The organism is Staphylococcus simiae (genome assembly GCF_002902085.1).
In the GTDB taxonomy this organism is placed as follows: Bacteria; Bacillota; Bacilli; order Staphylococcales; family Staphylococcaceae; genus Staphylococcus; species Staphylococcus simiae.
Genome location: NZ_PPQR01000134.1, coordinates 50540 through 71717, shown reverse-complemented (window position 1 = coordinate 71717; position 21178 = coordinate 50540). Strand labels below are relative to the sequence as shown.

The 21178-nt window shown below is 30.4% G+C and carries 22 protein-coding genes; 5 read left to right on the top strand and 17 right to left on the bottom strand.

Translation table 11 applies throughout. The features are described from left to right. Window positions 1-260: 260 nt before the first annotated feature. The 5 genes from CD113_RS12095 to CD113_RS12075 all read right to left on the bottom strand — a co-directional run bounded on the left by CD113_RS12095 (window position 261) and on the right by CD113_RS12075 (window position 4691). Complete coding sequence (locus tag CD113_RS12095) at window positions 261-1286, bottom strand: CAP domain-containing protein (RefSeq protein ID WP_169846653.1); 1026 nt, start codon at window positions 1284-1286, stop codon at window positions 261-263. A gap of 11 nt (window positions 1287-1297) precedes the next feature. Further along, complete coding sequence (gene guaC / locus CD113_RS12090; protein ID WP_002464528.1) at window positions 1298-2275, bottom strand: GMP reductase; 978 nt, start codon at window positions 2273-2275, stop codon at window positions 1298-1300. A 158-nt stretch (window positions 2276-2433) separates the two neighbouring features. Further along, window positions 2434-2703, bottom strand: a complete 270-nt coding sequence (gene rpsN, locus CD113_RS12085; protein WP_002464527.1) for a 30S ribosomal protein S14 — start codon at window positions 2701-2703, stop codon at window positions 2434-2436. A gap of 231 nt (window positions 2704-2934) precedes the next feature. Further along, window positions 2935-3084 (bottom strand): 50S ribosomal protein L33, encoded by a 150-nt coding sequence (gene rpmG / locus CD113_RS12080; protein WP_001265708.1) that lies wholly within the window; start codon window positions 3082-3084, stop codon window positions 2935-2937. A gap of 89 nt (window positions 3085-3173) precedes the next feature. Further along, the gene (locus CD113_RS12075) at window positions 3174-4691 is read right to left on the bottom strand and encodes a catalase (protein WP_002464526.1); all 1518 of its coding nucleotides are present in this window, start codon (window positions 4689-4691) and stop codon (window positions 3174-3176) included. 207 nt (window positions 4692-4898) lie between these two features. Here CD113_RS12075 and CD113_RS12070 point away from each other — a divergent pair, with 207 nt between their 5' ends. Next, the gene (locus CD113_RS12070) at window positions 4899-6353 is read left to right on the top strand and encodes an amino acid permease (protein ID WP_002464525.1); all 1455 of its coding nucleotides are present in this window, start codon (window positions 4899-4901) and stop codon (window positions 6351-6353) included. 440 nt (window positions 6354-6793) lie between these two features. Then, a complete protein-coding gene (locus CD113_RS12065) occupies window positions 6794-7108 on the top strand; it encodes a hypothetical protein (protein ID WP_002464519.1) in 315 nt (104 codons plus the stop codon). A 101-nt stretch (window positions 7109-7209) separates the two neighbouring features. Here CD113_RS12065 and CD113_RS12060 read toward each other — a convergent pair whose 3' ends face one another. Genes CD113_RS12060 through CD113_RS12045 form a run of 4 tightly spaced genes read right to left on the bottom strand, consistent with a single transcriptional unit; the run spans window position 7210 to window position 11342 of the window. Continuing rightward, window positions 7210-8022 (bottom strand): Cof-type HAD-IIB family hydrolase, encoded by an 813-nt coding sequence (locus CD113_RS12060; protein ID WP_002464520.1) that lies wholly within the window; start codon window positions 8020-8022, stop codon window positions 7210-7212. 55 nt (window positions 8023-8077) lie between these two features. Beyond that, window positions 8078-8992, bottom strand: a complete 915-nt coding sequence (gene thrB, locus CD113_RS12055; protein WP_002464521.1) for a homoserine kinase — start codon at window positions 8990-8992, stop codon at window positions 8078-8080. A 1-nt stretch (window position 8993) separates the two neighbouring features. Next, on the bottom strand, window positions 8994-10055 hold the full coding sequence (gene thrC, locus CD113_RS12050; RefSeq protein WP_002464522.1) for a threonine synthase: 1062 nt from the start codon (window positions 10053-10055) through the stop codon (window positions 8994-8996). A 6-nt stretch (window positions 10056-10061) separates the two neighbouring features. Then, on the bottom strand, window positions 10062-11342 hold the full coding sequence (locus CD113_RS12045; RefSeq protein ID WP_002464523.1) for a homoserine dehydrogenase: 1281 nt from the start codon (window positions 11340-11342) through the stop codon (window positions 10062-10064). Between the two features lie 192 nt (window positions 11343-11534). Here CD113_RS12045 and CD113_RS12040 point away from each other — a divergent pair, with 192 nt between their 5' ends. After that, window positions 11535-12917: an aspartate kinase gene (locus tag CD113_RS12040; RefSeq protein WP_095092688.1), complete on the top strand. Its 1383-nt coding sequence runs from the start codon at window positions 11535-11537 to the stop codon at window positions 12915-12917. 163 nt (window positions 12918-13080) lie between these two features. Here CD113_RS12040 and CD113_RS12035 read toward each other — a convergent pair whose 3' ends face one another. After that, entirely contained in the window at window positions 13081-13665 is a 585-nt protein-coding gene (locus tag CD113_RS12035; protein ID WP_002462321.1) for a hypothetical protein, read from the bottom strand. A gap of 324 nt (window positions 13666-13989) precedes the next feature. On the opposite strand from CD113_RS12035, the gene CD113_RS12030 reads away from it, so the two are divergent. Next, on the top strand, window positions 13990-14844 hold the full coding sequence (locus CD113_RS12030) for a hypothetical protein (protein WP_002462323.1): 855 nt from the start codon (window positions 13990-13992) through the stop codon (window positions 14842-14844). 85 nt (window positions 14845-14929) lie between these two features. Here the strand turns inward: CD113_RS12030 and nucI are convergent, their stop codons facing one another. Continuing rightward, window positions 14930-15463, bottom strand: coding sequence for a thermonuclease NucI (gene nucI / locus CD113_RS12025; RefSeq protein WP_095092686.1), 534 nt, complete (start codon window positions 15461-15463; stop codon window positions 14930-14932). A 138-nt stretch (window positions 15464-15601) separates the two neighbouring features. On the opposite strand from nucI, the gene CD113_RS12020 reads away from it, so the two are divergent. Further along, on the top strand, window positions 15602-15793 hold the full coding sequence (locus CD113_RS12020) for a hypothetical protein (protein WP_002465205.1): 192 nt from the start codon (window positions 15602-15604) through the stop codon (window positions 15791-15793). Between the two features lie 130 nt (window positions 15794-15923). Here CD113_RS12020 and CD113_RS12015 read toward each other — a convergent pair whose 3' ends face one another. From CD113_RS12015 to CD113_RS11990, 6 genes are all read right to left on the bottom strand, one after another. Further along, complete coding sequence (locus CD113_RS12015; RefSeq protein ID WP_095092684.1) at window positions 15924-16526, bottom strand: response regulator transcription factor; 603 nt, start codon at window positions 16524-16526, stop codon at window positions 15924-15926. Then, window positions 16523-17620: a sensor histidine kinase gene (locus CD113_RS12010; protein ID WP_095092682.1), complete on the bottom strand. Its 1098-nt coding sequence runs from the start codon at window positions 17618-17620 to the stop codon at window positions 16523-16525. Before CD113_RS12010 ends, CD113_RS12015 begins: the two co-directional genes overlap by 4 nt. Window positions 17621-17625: 5 nt before the next feature. Further along, the gene (locus tag CD113_RS12005; protein WP_002462261.1) at window positions 17626-18357 is read right to left on the bottom strand and encodes an ABC transporter permease; all 732 of its coding nucleotides are present in this window, start codon (window positions 18355-18357) and stop codon (window positions 17626-17628) included. Continuing rightward, a complete protein-coding gene (locus CD113_RS12000) occupies window positions 18348-19226 on the bottom strand; it encodes an ABC transporter ATP-binding protein (RefSeq protein ID WP_002462259.1) in 879 nt (292 codons plus the stop codon). Before CD113_RS12000 ends, CD113_RS12005 begins: the two co-directional genes overlap by 10 nt. A 167-nt stretch (window positions 19227-19393) precedes the next feature. After that, complete coding sequence (gene cls, locus CD113_RS11995; RefSeq protein WP_095092680.1) at window positions 19394-20875, bottom strand: cardiolipin synthase; 1482 nt, start codon at window positions 20873-20875, stop codon at window positions 19394-19396. 43 nt (window positions 20876-20918) lie between these two features. Continuing rightward, window positions 20919-21116 (bottom strand): hypothetical protein, encoded by a 198-nt coding sequence (locus CD113_RS11990; RefSeq protein WP_002465337.1) that lies wholly within the window; start codon window positions 21114-21116, stop codon window positions 20919-20921. Between the last annotated feature and the right edge of the window lie 62 nt (window positions 21117-21178).

Here is a 21178-nt window from a genome sequence, read left to right as displayed (position 1 = left end):
TGTTTATTTCAAAATTAATAACGAAAAAGACAATTTCTATCAATTTTCAATAGAAATTGTCTTTTTTTACTTAAACCTAGAACTTAATGTCTCAGGCTCTTATTTTGAATATTATCTTTTCTTATTGTTATTTGATTTTTCTGAGCTAAGAATATTTTTAATTCTTTCTAAAATATCTTCACTTTTATTTTGTTGTTTTGTCGTCATATTATCTACTTCCTTACACAATATAGATACCCATATTAACTATAAAACAAACGTCAATCAGTATAATTTTCTGTCCAATAAGGTTGTCTTTCATCATTAAAAGCAACACCAACACCTAATTTAGTAAATGATTGATTTAAAATATTTTTTCTATGACCAAGTGAATTCATTAACCCTTGATGCGCAAATATACTACTGGTTTGTCCATACGCTAAATTTTCACCAGCTGCATTAAATTCAATTCCATCTTGTTTCAATCGGTCAAATGGCGACTGACCTTTTAAATTGGTGTGATCAAAGTAATGGTTTGTAGCCATATCTTTACTATGATCACGAGCCGTATCAGAATTTTCTTTAGAATATTTTAAAGTAGGCAATTGATGTTGTCGTCGTTCAGCATTTACTAAATCAAAATTTTGTAGTTCGAAACTATTCGCTAAAGAGCGAGAAGGCGCTCCATATTGCTGTTTTAACCTATTTTCCATACTATCACTTACTTGTAAAACAGCAGTAACTGAATTTTTATTATGTTCATCATAAAACACAGTTGTATATATATGTTTATTATGAAAAACATCGTATTCTTTATTATTTTGTTCGAAGCGAATATTACCTTTATCAATTTCTTTTTCCGGGTCGCCTAAACGATTTCTCACTATATCTTTAGGTGTATTATATTTAATTTTATTTTTCGAAGTAATAACATTTTGATTTGAATATAACGCATTTACTTTATTATTTATATAGCTCACCATAATAAAATTATCATAATCATTATTATAGTATGTATACCATTTTGTACCATATTCATTGTATGTTACTCTTTTTGCTTTACCCAAATTTTTTTCTACTTGATTTTTAGAACTGTTCATTTGAACATTATTAAATGCAAATTCTTGTTTTTTGGGTGTATCTAATTTATTTTCTGACGAAGATATTTCCTTATTTATGTGAATATCTATATAGTCTTTAACTTCACCTTGCAAAGTTACAAGTGGCTTAAATTCTTTTATAGGTAGTATTAAAACTAAACATAAAAGAATGATTATTAATCCAAAAATCCTTCTAATTTGTAACACCTTCTATTAAATTAGTCTTTATCTCCATTAAATATAGAGTTTCTGACAATAACATAATCTACTGTACGCAATGATTCTAAATCTTTACCGCCAGCATAAGAAATTGAACTCTGTAAATCTTGTTGCATTTCAGTTAACGTATCTTTTAACGATCCTTTATGTTCAACAAACATTTTCTTACCTTCAACATTTTTGTGTTCACCTTTTTGGAACTCAGAAGCGCTACCGAAGTACTCTTTATATTGTTTACCATCTAGCTCAACTGTTTCTCCTGGAGACTCTTCATGAGCAGCAAATAATGAACCTACCATAACCATTGATGCACCAAAGCGAATTGATTTAGCAATATCACCATGAGTACGTATACCTCCATCTGCAATCAATGGCTTCCGAGCTGCTTTACTACATAAATTTAAAGCAGCTAGTTGCCAACCACCTGTTCCAAAGCCAGTTTTAATTTTAGTAATGCAAACTCTTCCAGGTCCTATACCAACCTTTGTAGCATCTGCACCTGCATTTTCTAATTCTCTAACACCCTCTGGCGTACCAACATTGCCAGCAATTACAAAACTATCAGGTAAATATTTTTTTATATGCTTTATCATATTAATCACAGAATCAGAGTGGCCATGTGCAATATCTATTGTAATATACTCTGGAATCAAGTTTTCAACTGCTAATTTTTCAATAAAGTTAAACTCTGCTTCTTTGACACCAACTGAAATAGATGCAAATAAATTATGTTGTTGCATTCTTTTAATAAAAGGAATTCTTGCTTCTTCATCAAAACGATGCATTATATAGAAATAATCATTTTCAGCAAACCATTGCGCTAATGCTTCGTTCATCACTGTTTGCATATTAGCTGGAACAACAGGTAGTTTAAACGTTTTCGGTCCAAACTTAACTGTTGTATCACACTCTGAACGACTTTTAACAATACATTTATTAGGTATTAATTGAATATCTTCATAATCAAATATTTTCATTTTAATTAGCCCCTTTTGACAGTTTTCAAAATATGGATACAAAATAAAAACCGAATGTTTTTAAATCAAACGTTTAAAACATTCAGTTTATACTATCCTTATATACTTTAACTGGTTTTATTCATAATGTAAATGGACTAAAGTACGATATTTAGAAATTACCAACTTGATTTTTTAACGCCTGGAATCTGTCCTTTATGGGCATGTTCTCTAAATGCAATTCTTGACATTTCGAACTTACGTAATACACCTCTAGGTCTACCTGTTACTTTACATCTTCTTGTTAATCGAGTTGGTGATGAGTCTCTCGGTAATTTTCTTAAAGCTTCATAATCACCTTTGGCTTTCAATTCTTGTCTTAACTCAAAATATTGATTAACTAATGCTTCTCTTTTTCTTTCTTTAGCAATTTTAGATTTTTTAGCCATATATATACCTCTCTTTTCACAAATCGTAATTATTACGTTTTATATAATACCATATATTTTATCATTTTCAATAGAAATAACTTACATTAACAAAATTTATCAGCATAATGATCATTTTCAAATGTTGAGTTGTCAATTTAAGTACAACAGTTTGTCACATAAAAACAAAAACAGGCGTCCCAAATGGAACAGCCTGTTCATTATCAAATCGTCGTATTTGAATAGTAAGAATTATTTAGTTTCACGGTGTAACGTATATTTGTTTAATCTTGGGCAATATTTTTTCATTTCAATACGCTCAGGATTGTTACGTTTATTTTTTGTTGTGATATAGTTACGATCTCCGCATTCTGTGCATGCTAATGTTACGTTTACGCGCACGTTAAACACCCTCTCTTGTATAGGAATCTTTACGGTTTATAATATTATCACAAGTTTTATCTTCATGCAATATAATAATATTAAAAATCTTAGTTATTAAAATTTTCGTATGTTTCGTCTTCAGTAGTTTCTAAGTCAATCGTATTAATATCAATTCCCAGTGCTTTAGCTACACCTTTACCATAATCTGGATCTGCTTTATAACAATGGCGAATGTGACGTCGTTTGACATCTTCAGTAACGCCTTCCATGGCATTAGCCGTATTTTGGAACATTCTTTCTTTTGCTTCGTCAGATTGTAATCTGAATAATTTACCTGGTTGTTCAAAATAGTTGTCATCATCTTGACGTTGATTATATTCATAACCATCTCCATCAGTAGGGAAAGCAGGCTTTTTATATTCAGGTTGTGAACCATAAACACCTTTATCATTAGGATAATAATGTGGTCCTCCACCTTGATTGTTATCAATAACTCTCATTTGACCATCTCTACTAAATGGACATAAATTTTCAATACCTACACCTTTAGGTTGGTTGACAGGTATTTGCCAATGGTTTACACCTAAGCGATAACGTTGTGCATCTCCATATGAGAATAAACGTCCTTGAAGCATTTTATCAGGTGAAAAATCAATACCAGGAATAATGTTTGTTGGTGCAAATGCAGCTTGTTCAACATCCATGAAATAATTGTCCGGATTACGATTTAATTCAAATTCACCAACTTCTATTAATGGATATTCATCGTGATACCAAACTTTTGTTAAATCAAATGGATTATCTCTATGATTCTTAGCTTGTTCTTCAGTCATCACTTGAATATACATTGTCCATTTTGGATAGTTGCCTTGATCTATAGCATTAAATAAGTCGCGTTGTGATGAATCTAAATCTTTAGAAATTACTTCCGCAGCTTCTTCATCTGTTAAATTTTCAATGCCTTGTTGTGTTCTGAAATGGAATTTAACCCATACACGTTCTCCTTTATCATTATACATTGAATATGTGTGTGATCCGAAACCGTGCATATGTCTTAAATCTTTTGGAATACCTCTGTCAGACATTAATATTGTTACTTGGTGTAAAGCTTCTGGTAAACCTGTCCAAAAGTCCCAATTATTTTGTGCACTACGCATATTTGTTTGTGGGTCACGTTTAACTGCACGGTTCAAACTTACAAATAATTTAGGATCTCTAAAGAAGAAAACTGGTGTATTATTTCCAACTAAATCCCAGTTACCTTCTTCTGTATAGAATTTAAGCGCAAATCCACGAATATCTCTTTCAGCATCAGCTGCGCCTCTTTCACCAGCAACAGTAGAAAAACGCGCAAACATCTCAGTTTGTTTACCGACTTCAGAAAAAATCTTTGCATTAGTATATTGTGTAATATCTTTAGTTACAGTAAATGTACCAAATGCACCTGATCCTTTAGCATGCATTCTTCTTTCTGGTATAACTTCTCTATCAAACTGTGACATTTGCTCTAAAAAGTAAATATCTTGCATTAGCAATGGGCCTCTTGGTCCAGCCGTCATACTATTCTCTCTATCGGAAACAGGGTGTCCAAATACTCCAGTTAATTTTTTATCTTGTTTAGACATATGTAATTACCTCCACTATTTATAATTATTACAATGTAATACCTATTATAATTTATCCCCTTTTTAATAACAACTAAACATCCTTGAAAATTGTCAAAAATCAGAAAATTTAATCATTTTCGCTTTAAAGTGCTAAAAAATCATTGAATAGTGTATCTAAAAAGATTAAAATAGTTGGTATATTTAAAATTTGATGGGAGAGAAAATATGGAAGATAATAAAATGAACCGTAGTCTTAATTCTAGACATATTTCAATGATAGCTATAGGCGGCGCTATTGGAACTGGTCTATTTGTAGCTACAGGTAATATAATTTCACAAGCTGGTCCTGGTGGTGCAATATTAGCCTACCTTATTATAGGAATCATGCTATATTTTTTAATGTCATCTATTGGTGAATTAGCAACGTTTTATCCAGTATCAGGATCATTCAGCTCATATTCAACAAGATTTGTTGACTCTTCACTTGGTTTTACTATGGGTTGGCTTTATTGGGCATTGTGGACTCTTGTAACAAGTGTAGACGTTATTGTTGCATCAAACGTTTTATATTTTTGGGACACATTTAAGTTTTTCAATCCTATTATTTGGAGTTTAATATTTATTACTTTATTACTTTTATTAAATATTTTCTCTGTTAAATCATTTGGTGAAACGGAATTTTGGTTATCGTTAATTAAAGTCATCACTATTATTACCTTTATTGTATTAGGTATTTTAATGATCTTTGGTATTTTAGGCGGCCATACATATGGTTTCGAAAATTATACACGTGGTGAAGCGCCATTTGTTGGTGGAGTATCAGGTTTCTTAGGAGTGCTATTAGTTGCTGGATTCTCTGTAGGTGGAACTGAAGTCGTAGCTGTTACAGCTGGTGAATCGAATGACCCTAAAAAATCTATGCCAAAAGCAATTAAATCTGTATTTTGGAGAATATTATTATTTTACGTCCTATCAATTGCAGTTATAGCTGCTATTATTCCATATACAGATCCGTTATTATTAAATAAGAACGAATCAGTTAGTCAAAGTCCATTTACAATTGTCTTTGATAGAGTTGGTATCGCTTTTGCAGCATCAGTTATCAATGCTGTTATCTTAACTTCCCTACTCTCTGCTGCAAATTCAGGAATATATACAACTAGTAGAATGTTATTCTCGTTAAGTGATGATAACAAAGCACCAAAATTTTTAAGTAAATTAAACAAAACGACTAAATTGCCATTAAGAGCGATTTTGACAACTTATATCATTATTGTATTGGTCATTATATACGCAAACTTTAATGCTAATGCTGTTTTCAATCTACTTAATATCATTGGTTCAATGGTTATTGTTGTTTGGGGTTCAAGTATTTGGTCACAAATTCGTTTACGTCATGCAATTAAAAAACAAGGTCAAAATCCAAGTGATGTTTTACCATATAAAGCACCTTTTTATCCATTAGGACCAATTATTGTAATTGCAACACTAATTTTCCTATTAGTTGGTAGTTCTTTCGAAAGTATGCTTCATGGTGATTGGATAAGTGTTCTTAGAAATTTCATGCCAATTATAATATTAGCAATTATTTATTTTGTGCATAAACTGATTCATAAGACCAAATTCGTGAAACTAGAAACAATTGATTTAACACCTCATGATTATGACAATCAAAAATAACGAAACAACACTGGTAAAGTTGATCTTTGCCAGTTTTTTTTTATGACAAAATTTACAATGGTCTTAAGAGTCTGGGACAAAAGCATTTTACACTTAAAATGAAGCATTGGGCAGTAACTGTCTGATTTGTAAAATGTTGATTTATCAACGTTTTACAAACCTAGTCAGTTTTGCCGGGGTTGCAGGGACCCAACACAAAAAAACTGGTTAGTCAGTTTTTTCATGCCATGCAAGTTGGGCAAGGGACCCGTCATAGAAAAATTTTAAAAATAAAATTTTTTCTTTTATGTGCAAGACGGGCATCTACGAAATAATTTGTTTTGAAATAATTATTTCTGTCCCACTCCCTTCTGTCCCACTTTCTTATAATATTCTTTATTTTAGTTATTTTGTATTTTGTGTATAATAAAAGTAAGAAAATGGTTTCAGGGGTGAAAACAATGATTGGACAAACAAATTTATTTGATGATGTCATCAAACAAGAGGAAAGATTTGTCGTTGTAGTTCAAGCATTAGAAGAAAAACAAGGCCAATTATTAAAAAGAACGTTGAGGGAGTATCCAGGTTTAAATCATGAGCAAATGACAAACCTTTTCACTCATCTTAAAGAAGTATTTCAAGAAGAAGAATTTGAGCAAGAACAATCAGCTTTTAGTATTACTGTCTATACTAATTTAGACTATGCAGCTGATCAAATCTATGCGCATGTTAAACGTTTTAGAGGCAAGCATGAGTGGACACAAACTGCAAAATAGCATTTACTATTAAATAGTAACGACATTAACCATCTAGACAATAGATATTAAAAAGAACGCTCCAAGAAAATTTTGCAGCGTTCTTTTTAATGTAGATAATATTATTTAATTGATAAAATCTCTTTCAGTGCAACAGGGATACCGTCTGAATCGTTATCAAGTGTTTCTTTATCAGCATATTTTTTTAACTCATCTGCAGCATTACCCATTGCTACTGCTAATCCAGCTACATCAAATAAAGATTTATCATTCATGCTATCACCAAATGCTATAACTTGATCAATTGTAATATCTAATTTGTCGCATAACGCGATGACAGCATTGCCTTTAGATACATTTCTTGCCATAAATTCTAAAAAGAATGGTTTACTAATCGTTGCATCAACATTGTCATTAAAAATGCCATTTAGGTCAATTCTAGCCTCTGTTATATTTGCAACATAATCAACACCCATTACTTTTGGCACTTCATCTTGAATATATTCTTTTAAGTCCTGTACTTTTTTCATCGGTAAACCTGTTAATTCTGACTCTATATTCATATACTCATGTTCACCTTCATAGATGATGTGACCATCTTGATAAGTTAAAATAAAGAACTGTCGTTCTCGACAATAATCTACAATCTCATCAAAATCTTCTTTAGATATACTTTGACTATGTTCAACTTTTTCATTAGCCATATTTATTGTTCTTCCACCATTATAACTAATGATATAACTATTATGTTCAGGTAAGGCTAATTCTCTCGCTGCAGGTATCATTCCTTCTGTTGGTCTACCTGATGCTAAAACTACGTAATATCCACAATCTTGAATATCCTTTAAATATTGAAGCGTTGACTGTGAGATTACATTATCAGATGTTAATAATGTGTCATCCATATCTAATGCAATTAATTTATAATTTGCCATTGATTCTATAGCTCCTCTCTATATCTATTACATACTATATTACAATATATTAAGGTTATTCGTATATAATTCGCTCTAAAACACCAGTTTTATTAATATCAACTAATTCAGAATGACAAGTACTAAATTGTTTATTCAAATGTCGTACTAAGGCACCACTCTTTTCTTTTCTACTGAAAGTTAGAATTGAAGGCCCTGCTCCGCTAATAACCGTGGCATATGCTTGAAATTCTTGTGCAATTGCCTTTATATCGGCAAATTCTTTAATTAAAGGTTGTCTATATGGTTCATGAAAACCATCTTGTTGCATTAATTCCCCTGCTAAGTCATAGTTATGTTGTGCTAAGGCACAAATCATTGTATTACTAATAGCACTACTTTTGACCGCTTCATTGTGACTTAAATGACTGGGTAAAGCTTTTCTAGACTCAACGGTTCTCAGCTCATAAAATGGTATTGTTACTACTATATCGACATCTGGAATATCAATATGCGCAACCGATGTCTTGTTAGTTATATCATTATAATATCCTGCTATTAATCCACCATAAATAGTTGGAGCTACATTATCGGGATGTCCTTCAATTTCAGTCGCTAACTGTAATATTTCATATTTGGATAATTGAATATTACCAAAATAATTAGCAATATAGATTGCCCCAACTAATGCCGAAGCGGATGAGCCAAGTCCTCTAGCCAAAGGAATCTCACTTCTCATTGTTATATGAAGTGCCGGTAAAGTAACATTATATTTTTGTGCTACTTGCTGCGCTACTTGATATATAAAATTGGTTTCGTCAGCTGGCAAACTTTTTGATGCTTCATCTAAAAAATCATATTCCCAGTTAGCACTATTGCTTTTTTGTACGGATAAAAAAAGAAATTTATCTAAAGCCATACCTATTGAATCAAAACCTACACCCAAATTTGCAGTAGATGCTGGTATAGTTAACTCTAATATGTCAGACATATTATAATGCTCCTTTGATATAGTTAATAATGCTATCTTTATCATTTGGTAAAGGTTTGATTGGATTATCCAATAGAGATATAGCAGTATCTGGATCTTTTAAGCCGTTACCTGTCAATACTGCCACTACTTTTTTACCTTTAGGTAATTTTCCCTTACGATGCAATTTGATCAGACCTGCAATAGACGCATTACTTGCCGGCTCACTAAATACACCCTCTTTAGTAGTCATTAATTGATAAGCTTCTAAGATTTCTTCATCAGTAACACTATCAATTAATCCATTAGACTCTTCTAATGCAGTTGTAGCTTTCTTCCAACTTGCAGGATTTCCTATTCTAATGGCTGTAGCAATTGTTTCTGGATTTTTAAATATTCTATTTTGAACAATTGGTGATGCACCTTCTGCTTGGAATCCATACATTTGTGGTAACTGTGTATGTTTAGCTTCATGATACTCTTTAAAACCTTTCCAATATGCAGTGATATTACCTGCGTTACCAACTGGAATCGCTAAAATATCTGGTGCTTGTCCATCTAATTGTTCTATAATTTCAAAAGAGCTTGTTTTTTGCCCTTCAATACGATATGGATTAACAGAATTTACCAATTCAATATCGCCGTTTTTAGCTATTTCTTTAACTATTTCTAATGCCTCATCAAAATTACCCTCAATTGAGACAATTTCAGCCCCATACATCACAGCTTGAGATAATTTACCTAAAGCGATTTTACCTTCTGGTATAACAACAATCGCTTTCAATCCAGCTCTCGCAGCATATGCCGCAGCTGATGCTGACGTATTCCCCGTTGAAGCACAAATGACAATTTTTTTGCCTTGTTCTTTAGCCTTTGTCACTGCCATTACCATTCCTCTATCTTTAAAAGAACCCGTTGGATTTGCACCTTCATATTTAACATAAAGCTCTATGTCTAGCATTTGTGATAAATTTTGACAGTAAATTAACGGTGTATTACCTTCATTTAAAGTTAGTTTAGGTGTGTTTTGATCTACTGGTAATTGCTCTTTAAATTCTTCAACTAATCCTTGCCATCTTCTCATATTGTATTAAACTCCTTCTACTGGATAAATTTTTTCAATTTCATAACCATTTTGTTGTAATAATTGTTCAGGTGACTCATCTAAACCTACAATAATTGTTGCAACAGTACCCTCATCATAAGGTACCGTAGATAATGACTTATGCAATGGCAATACTGATTTTAATTCTTTTTCAAACTTGTCAATTGACTTATTGTCATTATTTATAACAATATAATAACTACTTCTTTCTTTTATATTTACCTCATTATCAGCATCCATCATTTCTCTAGTTTCATCCGTCTTAAGCTCAAAATGAGGCGGTAGTGTATGTAAATTGGATTCAAAGAAAAGTGCTACATTTAATAAATCACTAACAACTGCGCTACCAGTGGCTAAACTTCCTGCACCTTTACCATAAAACATTGTATCACCCACTGCATCACCTACAACATAAATGGCATTATATTCATTTTCTACTGCTGCTAACTGATGTCTTTTATCAATAAGTGTAGGTTCAACTGAAGCCTTAACTTTTCCATTTTCGTATGTTCCTTTACCAATAAGTTTAACCTTATAACCTAATTGATCAGCTGCATTGATATCTTTTAATGCAACTTGGCTAATCCCTCTTCGTTTAACGTCGTGCAATTTGATAACTTGGTTAAATGATAAATAAGAAGTAATCACTACTTTACGTGCTGCATCTACCCCTTCAACATCGTCAGTAGGATCAGCTTCTGCAAAACCAAGTCTTTGTGCTTCATCTAAAGCATCTTCAAACGTAGTATGTTCATTAGTCATCTTAGACAAAATAAAATTCGAAGTACCATTCAAAATCCCCATAAATTTTGAAATATTATTTGCATTTAGTCCGTTATTAATCGCATTTACAATTGGAATTCCACCTGCAACACTAGCTTCAAATTTCAAAGCTACCCCATTTTGTTCTGCCAAATCTTCTAGTAATTTCAAATGAATTGCTAGTAAATCTTTATTAGCAGTAATTACATGCTTTTTATTTTTCAATGCGGTTCTCAACCAATCAACAGTTGGTTCTATGCCGCCCATCACTTCAACGATAATATCGATTGACTCATCATTTAAAATATCATTAACATCTTCAGTTAAATGATATTGGCTAATATTTAATGGTCGTTTCTTAGATTTATTACGAACTAAAATATGTTTAATATGAATATCTTTATTTAAGGTATCTTTTATTTGTTGTCGATTTTCTTCAATAATTTTAACAACACCAGACCCTACTGTACCTAATCCTAATAATGCAATATTTAATTGTTTCATAAATTATGTACCTCCATTTGTGCTTTTGAGAAAAACAATTGTATTATTGAAAAATACTAGATGATAGTATAGTATAGAATTATTCTTTATTTTTGTAAAGTTCGCAATATTTAAAATATAAATATATAATATCATTCTTACTTACAAAACTGAATAAAATTTTCTGATTTTTTAGAAAGGTTGGCATGCACTATGAAAGTTTCAAAATTTGGCGGAAGTTCAGTATCTAACGCTAGTCAAATTAAAAAAGTATTAAACATCGTTAACTCTGATCCTGAAAGACAAATTATTATTGTTTCAGCACCCGGAAAAAGATATGATAACGATGTTAAAACTACTGATCTCTTAATTAGACTATATGAAAAAGTAATCAATAAATTAGATTATGTTGATAAGAAAAAAGAAATCATTCAAAGGTACGATGATATTATTAAAGAACTACATATGTCTAAAGATTTATTGTCAATTATTGATCATACATTAGAGCAATATATTGCTACTTTAAAAGAACAACCTGAACGATTATTAGACGCTTTGCTATCATGTGGTGAAGATTTTAATGCTCAATTAATTGCACAATATAATAATAGTCAAGGCATTCCGACAAAATATTTATCACCTAAAGAAGCTGGAATTATCGTTACAGATATTCCACAGCAAGCTCAAATTTTAAATTCATCTTATGATCAAATTAGTAAATTAAAAAACTATAAAGAGAAATTAATTATTCCAGGATTTTTTGGTGTTTCACAAGAAGATTATATTGTTACTTTCCCAAGAGGTGGCTCAGATATCACTGGAGCCATTATTTCAAGTGGTGTCAAGGCTACGCTTTATGAAAATTTTACAGATGTCTCTGGAATTTATAAAGCCAATCCAAATATTATCAAAGAGCCAGAATTAATCGATGAAATTACTTATCGAGAAATGCGAGAATTGTCATATGCTGGATTTAGTGTATTCCACGATGAAGCTTTACAACCCTTATATAAAGACCGCATTCCAGTAGTAATCAAAAATACAAATCGTCCTCAAGATAAAGGGACTTATATTGTCCATGATAGACAAGTTAATTCAAAAAATATTATTAGCGGTATTAGTTGCGATAAAGATTTCACAGTTATCAACATTAAAAAGTATTTAATGAACAGACAGGTTGGTTTCACTAGGAAAATTCTTGGTGTCTTAGAAGACAATAATATTTCTTTCGATCATATGCCTTCAGGGATAGACTCTATCAGTATCGTCATGCGCTCAAAACAAATTAAAAACAAAGAAAACAAAGTTTTAAATGAGATTAGAAAACAATGTGATGTTGATGAACTAAGTATTGAAAATGATTTGGCAATATTAATGATAGTTGGAGAAGGTATGAATCAAGTGGTTGGTACCGCAAATAAAATTACACATGCTCTTGCAGAATCTGGTATTAACTTAAAAATGATTAACCAAGGTGCATCAGAAATATCTATGATGTTTGGTATTTCTGTTGACGATGCAGAAAAAGCTGTATTATCAACATATGAATTTTGTTATCACGGTATAGAATTAAAAAATTTATGCGACCCTGCATAAATGAGCTATAACTACTATTCTAAATTTTTTCATAAATAACTTCATAAATCTTAAAATATCCCCTTATAGAGTGAGAACACATAATATAACGTCGTTTTGATTATCGTTATTTTGTGCAAATTCACACCTTATAAGGGGATTTTAATAATAATTATCATTGCAATTAGTTATTTATTGTTTTTTGAATAGCATCTTTAATACGTTGCTCACCTACTACAAATTTCAAAGTGAAAAATTGGTAATAACTTAACGCATCAATAACTTTCTTATAATTTGAAAAATGAAGATATTTTTGTTGTTGCATCAAATCATACATTAATACAATTTCAGGTTTTAAATAATCAATATTCCATTTCAAACTATGAAAATAAATGGTTTTCTTAGGTAGACGAATATCTGAATCCAATCTAAAAATCCAGTCATTTTTAATAACATCATAAATATATATGTGCATAATGACATTTTCATTAAATGCAACATCTACTTGAGTTATTTTAGACAATGCAATTTCATCTGATGAAATAGGTTGATTCATTTTATCTATGTATATTAATTTATAATCTGAAGATATTACTTTAATGATGTCACTTAAACGCTTGCGTTCCACACATATCTCTACTATAGAAGGCAATTCAAATTCATCATTTAAGAAAAGTTGCATCGCTACTTCACCATGGAACATAAACAATTGCGATGATGTTGTGATTAATTTGTTTACTAGTTGTTCTGTTGCTCTATTATCTTCCATTTATAAACACCTCCTAAGCAAGCGCTTTCACAAATTTAATTATACCTTTTAGGCATTACTATTTCAATAAACAATATAATTCAAAAAGTGACACTTTTTCTTCATTATAAACAAAATATTTAATATATTATATGCTGTCACGAAGATTTCACGTCATAATCATTGAACATCATATACCATGAGTTTATAATTTAAATATAACAATTATTATCATAATTAGATTAATAGATATTGTTGACATTTGTAAAATAATTTAATCAACAACGACGATAATATTGTTCATTATCTTTTTAAAACTGAGAACAAAAGGACTGGTGAATGTAAATGTCGCTATATGTCATACTGTTTGTTATTATAGTTGCTTTAATAATCATTATTATCTTAAATCAACGATATAGTAACAGCAAAATTGAAACAGAAGAATATGCCAGAAAACAATTAATAAAGAAAAACAAGACTTTGAGTAACGAGAATGAAGAATTGCGTAATCAAATGTTAAGTTCAAACCAAGATATTGGTCATCATGCATATAAAAATGCTAAACGCGACTTACGTCATATTTTAGACCAATATATCGAAGATGGTAAATTAAAATATTATGAAATCGTTGAAACAAGTAGTCTTGCTATCAAACATACATTATTCGATTTCGCTAGATCATTTGATTTTATTATTATATCCGATATTGGCTTAATTAATGTGGATGTAAAAAGTTGGGGAGAAAAAACGTTTTATCATTTTGATGTTCCGGATGAACATGCAAATGAAAACAATTCCAACGATATTGAAAAAATTGCTGGACACTATATTAGTGAAGCATATCATAGTCAATTTAACTCTCCTAACAGAGCTGTTTATACATTCACTGAAACTGTACAGCCCAACCGAGTCGTTTACGATTTCTATGATTATGATCCATACCAATTAGCCGCTAATAATGCCAAAATATTAAAAGATCAATTAGAACAACAACTAAACTTCAAAATACAAAGTACTGGTGTTATTTATTTTAGCGATGGAACTGTTAACATTATCCAAGGTTCACAAGAACGTGATAAATATGTTGATACCGTGTCAACTAAATCTTCTTTAAATAGTATCGTTAACGACGCTATTGAATTATCTAAACACCCTCTTGATGAACAGCAAGTTAAAGCTATTAGTAATATATTTAAATAAACTTTAAACCCCAAGTAATACTTAATATTAAGTACTTCTAGGGGTTTCTTATTTTATAAGTTCATTATATTTTAATACTATATGCTTACTTACTCCATATATTCAAATGCTGTTTTTTAGCTTTTTCTTGTGCTTTTATGAACACGTTGCGATACTTGCCATTAGGTGCAAAATATTTTTCCCTAGCTAACCCTTTGTCAACTAATTCTTTATTATACATATGATCTTTATCTAACCAAACATATGCTAATGTTCTACCATAACGATCTTCTTTTTCCTTATCATATTCTAAAAAAACATCTCTATTAGTTAAAGTCTTTTTACTATAGTTAGAAGCTTCTTTTCCATAAGGTTGAACAGGTGTATTTGGTTTGACTGTTTCCGGTGTATCCACCCCTGTTAGTCTAACTTTTATTTGTTGACCATTTCTTGTAGCTACAAACGTATCTCCATCCACTACGCGAGTAATATGTACTTTATCTTTATCTTTCAAATCACCAGATTGAATAGAGTCATTACCTTTATTAAATGGTCCTGAATGATTGATAAATTGAAAAGCTAACACACCTATAACAATTAACGCCACAACTATTGTAGTGATTGACTTATTCGATTTCACTATGACACCTACTTTTTACTATTTTTGTACCGACTAATCATATATAAGTTATAAAGCTACGTCAATAGTCATATTTACTCTCATTCCTTTTAAATCTTTTGAACCATGATATAATAAAATAGTTAAGGAGTGAATAAAATGAATATCAATAATGAGAATATGGTCACATTGGTTGCTGTAATCATTGCAGTAATTATTGGTATAATTCTCCAAGTAGTCTTTAAATTACCTTTAATCGTTTCTGCAGTACTCTCAATTTTCCTAGGTATATTAGTCGGCTTCATAGTATATATTATCATCACGATTGTTAATAAAAGACGACATAAATAAGCTAGTAAAATTAATAAGGTTTGTTGTAAAATGACATGATATTATGTCATCTTTATAGCAAGCTTTATTTATTTGAGTATAACTAAATTAGCTTGCAACTCTTGCTACAGATAATTAGCAAGACTGACAACTATAGCCAACCTTTATCTATTGCTTTTTTCCATGCATTAAATCTATTGTCAGCAAATAGTTTATCTATAATTGTTGACGTATAATTGCGCACTGTACCATCACTTAAAAATAATTTATCTGCTATTTCTTTACTACTTAATCCATTTCCTATTTCCCTTAAAACTACTTGTTCTTTATGCGTTAATGGATTTGACTCAGTAAATAATGAAGTCATTAAACTAGAACTATATTCTTTTTCACCTTTCATTACTTTATGTATCGTTTGTACTAAATCATCTATAGATCTTTCCTTTAACACATAAGCATCAACATCATTAGCAACAGCTTTTTCAAAGTATCCACTACGTTTGAAGGTTGTAACAATAATGATTCTCGTATTAAGTTGACGCTGTCTAACTAACGATAAAACCTCAAGACCTGTCATTCCAGGCATCTCTATATCCAATATGGCTACATCAGGTTGCAGTTGTGCAATTTTTTCGAAAGCAACGTTACCGTCACCTATATCTGCTATTATGTCTATTTCTTCATGAAAATTAATAAGTTGAACCATCGCTTGTCTAAGCATATTTTGATCTTCAGCAATAATGATAGAAGTCATGCTATCCCTCCTAATGGTATGGAAATCATTAACTTTGTACCTTGTACATTACTAATTTCCAACTTACCTTCAAGTTGTGCTACCCGTTGATAAATACTTTTTAATTCCGTTGGCTCAACATCAGCATTGATACCTTGTCCATTATCTTGAATAGTGAATATGAGCATTGTATGATGTTGTGTTAATGAACCATAAACGTTATTAGCACCTGAATGTTTAATTACATTATTTATTGCTTCTCGTAAAATCATGGCTAAAATGGATTGTTTTGCAGGGTTGAAAACATTTGCAAGATGTCCGTTTTTAAAAGAAAATTGTATACCTGTGTCCTGTAATACTTTTTTAACTGCTGCAATTTCATCCTCAAATGATTGACATTTTAAATCACTAATGATTTCTCTAACTTTCATAAGTGAATCTTTAGATAAATCATTGATTGCTAATAATTCGGCTTTCGTAGCCTCTATATTTGAATCTGCGAGTTTATATGCAAGTTCTGACTTTAATGACAAACTAGCAAATACATGTCCTAAGGTATCATGTAAATCTTGTCCAATACGATGACGTTCTTGTTCAGCGATCAGTACATTAATATATTCATTCTTTTGTTCAATTTCAGTTTTAAGTTGACTATCTGCTACAACTTTGAAATTACCAAGCATAATTAATGTAATAACAACATAAAATATTACCATCGTGATAATCATATTAGAATCAAATAGATATGTAATAGTCAAACATAATACCACCGTTGTTAAATACATCATAAATTCTTTAGATTTCACTGTTACTTTCAAAGTAAATGGTAATGCAAAAGCACTAAAAAAGAAAAATAAACTAATCATTGGTTGAAAACTATAGACAAAATAAATAATCGCTAAATAATGTATCACTAACATACTAAACAAAAGATTTTGATTTAGCTTTTTATAAAAGATGACAAGTAAAACGTATGATACTGTAAATATTAAAACAATACAAACATATACCCACTTAGGGCCTCTGATTGAACTAACAAACATTCCAATGAATGGAAAAATTAAATATAGTAACGACGATAATTCACCGAGTGGTATCTTTAATTTCTGTTGCATTTTAATTACACCACACTTTTCTGTTTATTTATAAAGTAAGTAATTATTATAAAAACAACACTATATAATAGTAGTATAGCAAACGATTGAAATTGAAAGCCTTCATTTTTTGTCACACTTATACCTAATTGCTTTAAATGATATGAAGGTAAACTTTTCCCTATGTGCTGTAACCAATGTGGAAATGTATTGATTGGAAACCATAAACCACCAAGAACTGCGAGACCAATAGTTAAGATATTGCTTATAGAACTTACTTTTTGACTATCTTTAAATTGTGCAAAGATTAAACCTAATGATAAGAAGCTACTACCACCTAACCATAATAGAAAACCAGATAACAACCATTTAGACATTGTCATATTGACCTCTTTATAAAAATGAGCTACTAAGAATAATATAACAATGGCAAACAAATATTGAAACGTTGTTTTTATCATTTTAGCTGTATAATAATTTGAACTATTAAAGGTAGTAGACATTAATTTTTTAAACCAACCATTATTTTGCTCTTCAATTAAATCTAAAGGAAATGTCATCAAACTAAAACTGATTAAGCTATAAACTGTCATACTATACATATAATCTTTATAAAAATGATGTTCAACAGTTTTTGGTAAATCTAAAATACTTGTAAACAAAATATAAAAGAATACTGGGAAGATAATTGATAACATTAAGGTCAATTTTTTACGAAACATGATTTTAAATTCATATAAAAAGTAACTTAATAGCATGATTTATCACCTACTTTATTATTGTTATCACGAAATAAAGCTTCTAATAATGATGTTTTACTAATTTCAATATCATTTAAATTGACCTGCGCAGATTTCAATATAGATAGAACTTTATCAACATGAGACGTCGTAATAATAATCTGATTTGTAGTATCTCTAGTTAATTGATATAAATTACATTGATTTAGTTTAAGATTATAGCTTGATGGTATTTTAATCACAGATTGTTGATGTTCTTTGATTGCTTGTGGTGAATCATAAAAATGGATGTGTCCTTGATCTAAAAATATGACTTTATCAGCCATTCTCTCAACTTCTTCAATATAATGTGACGTATAAAAAATTGTTTTATCCTGTTGTTTTAATCGGTTAATGATTGACCAAAAATGTTCACGAGTTTCTATATCCATCCCTGAGGTAGGCTCATCTAAAATTAATAGCTGTGGTTGACCAACTAATGTTAACGCAAAATCAAGTATACGCTGCTGACCACCAGATAAATTTATAGCATATTGATTTAATATTTGGTCATCAAATTTTGTCAGTTCTATAAATTTATTATATGTCATCGTTTCATTATAAAATGATTGATATAAATGAAATAATTCTTTAACTTTAGCAAATTTTGGAAAGCTAGAATATTGATACATCACTCCTCTATGAGCATTATCTAACAAGTTATCATAATCAGTTATCTCTCCTTTACTAGCTTTAATGTTACCTATTAATAAGTCTATTAGTGTTGACTTTCCAGCACCATTTTTTCCTATTAAAGCCGTGCATTGTCCTTGTTCAATATTAAAATTCAAATCTTTAACTACATCTTTATTATTGAAAGTTTTAGATAAATTATTGATGGTTATCATTATAAACACTTCCTTTTTTGTTATAAATCAACTTTAACTGAATTTATTAATGTGTATTAGTAGCAATTGTCATGAAATAGATATGACATATGTCATTTTAGTTTACATAATATAATTATAGGCGATAAAAAACGCCTCGCATTATTAAAATGTGAGACGTTTACTTTTTATAAGATTGGTGACACTAATTTTGCTAAAGCTTCTTTAATTTTAATAGAAGTTGATCGTTGTTCATATATTTCTTTCGTTAATTGTTTAGATTTTGTAATGTCATCTTCATAAGCTGCTTTTAAATTTTTAGCCAGTTGTTCATCATAGATAAACGCATTAACTTCAAAGTTTAATTCGAAACTTCTAAAATCCATATTAGCAGTTCCAACAGATACAGCTTCTTCATCAATCAAACACATTTTAGAATGAATAAAACCATTTTCATATGTGTATACTTTAACACCACTTTCTAATAAATCAGAAGCATTTGCGTATGTTGCCCAATAAACAAAAGGATGATCTGGTTTACATGGAATCATTAAATGTACATCAACACCTGACTTCGCGGCCATTTTTAAAGCGTTAATATAAGAACTGTCAGGAATAAAGTATGGACTTTGTAAATAAATTGATTTTTTAGCACTCATAATCATTTTAGTATAACCATACTCTATTTGATGCCACTCACTTGCAGGACCACTTGCAGCAATTTGAATCGCTGTTTTACCTTCCACGCCATCTTTTTTAGGGAAGTATTTTTGATCATATTCAAATTGTGGACGATGTGCTTGAGAATTCCAATCTAAAATAAATCGCAATTGTAACGCATCAACTGCATCACCATGAATACGTAGATGTGTATCTCTCCAATGTCCTAACTTTCCTAAACCTAAATATTCATCACCTATATTAAAGCCACCAACGTAGCCTAATTGACCATCAATGACAATGATTTTACGATGATTTCTATTATTCATACGGAAGTTCAGCATTGGAACTTTAGATGCAAAAAAGGCTTCTACCTCTCCGCCTAATGATTTAAAATGATCAAAGTTTGCCATTTTGACATTTTTAGAACCGACATCATCATATAGAATTTTAACTTCTAAACCTTGCTTTAACTTTTCTTCTAAAGCCTTTAAGATACGTGTTCCTAGACCATCTAATGAAAATGTATAATATTCTAAATGAATATAATTTTTAGCATTTTTAATATCTTCTAACACTTGGTCATAAAGATCATTACCATCTGTAAAGTAATCTACTTTATTATCTTCAGTTAAAAAGCCATCTTGTTCCATTAACAGCATTCTGATTAAATCATGGTGTTTTTCAACTTGCTTATTATTAGTTCCATAATTTCCTTTATCAAAACTTTTAATCTGACTATCAATTAAACTGTCAAATTCAGTTAAAGCTTTACCGTTATATTTATTTAACTTACGTGCCGACACGGTTCTGCCGAAGAATAAATATAAGATGAAGCCAATCAATGGCAATACAAATAATACAAACAACCAAGCCCAAGTTGAACTTGCTGAACGTCTTTCACGTTCTAAAAAGATAATGATAAACGCTAAGACAATATTAATAACAAAAGCAATTGCTAAAATAATGGTAAATAATGTTCCTAAGTCGTTTGAAAATGATAATTCCATAAATGTTGCTCCTATACCGAATGACTTAATCATTCTTTAATTATTATTTAGTGAAAGATAAAGTCAAAATAGCATTGAATTCTTCTTCATTTTGTGGGAAAGTACGTTCTTCAATTTCTTTAATAGTGATGCTAACTAAATGTAATTGACTTGCTTCGTCACTACTTAAGAAATTATTGATATCTTTTTCTAGTAACTCCAATGTATCAGCAGTAAAGGTCTTAAATTTTACTTGTTCCATCATATCCCTCTTTTCTTTATGTTTATTAAATCATAGTGCTTTTTAACATAAAATTCAATTAA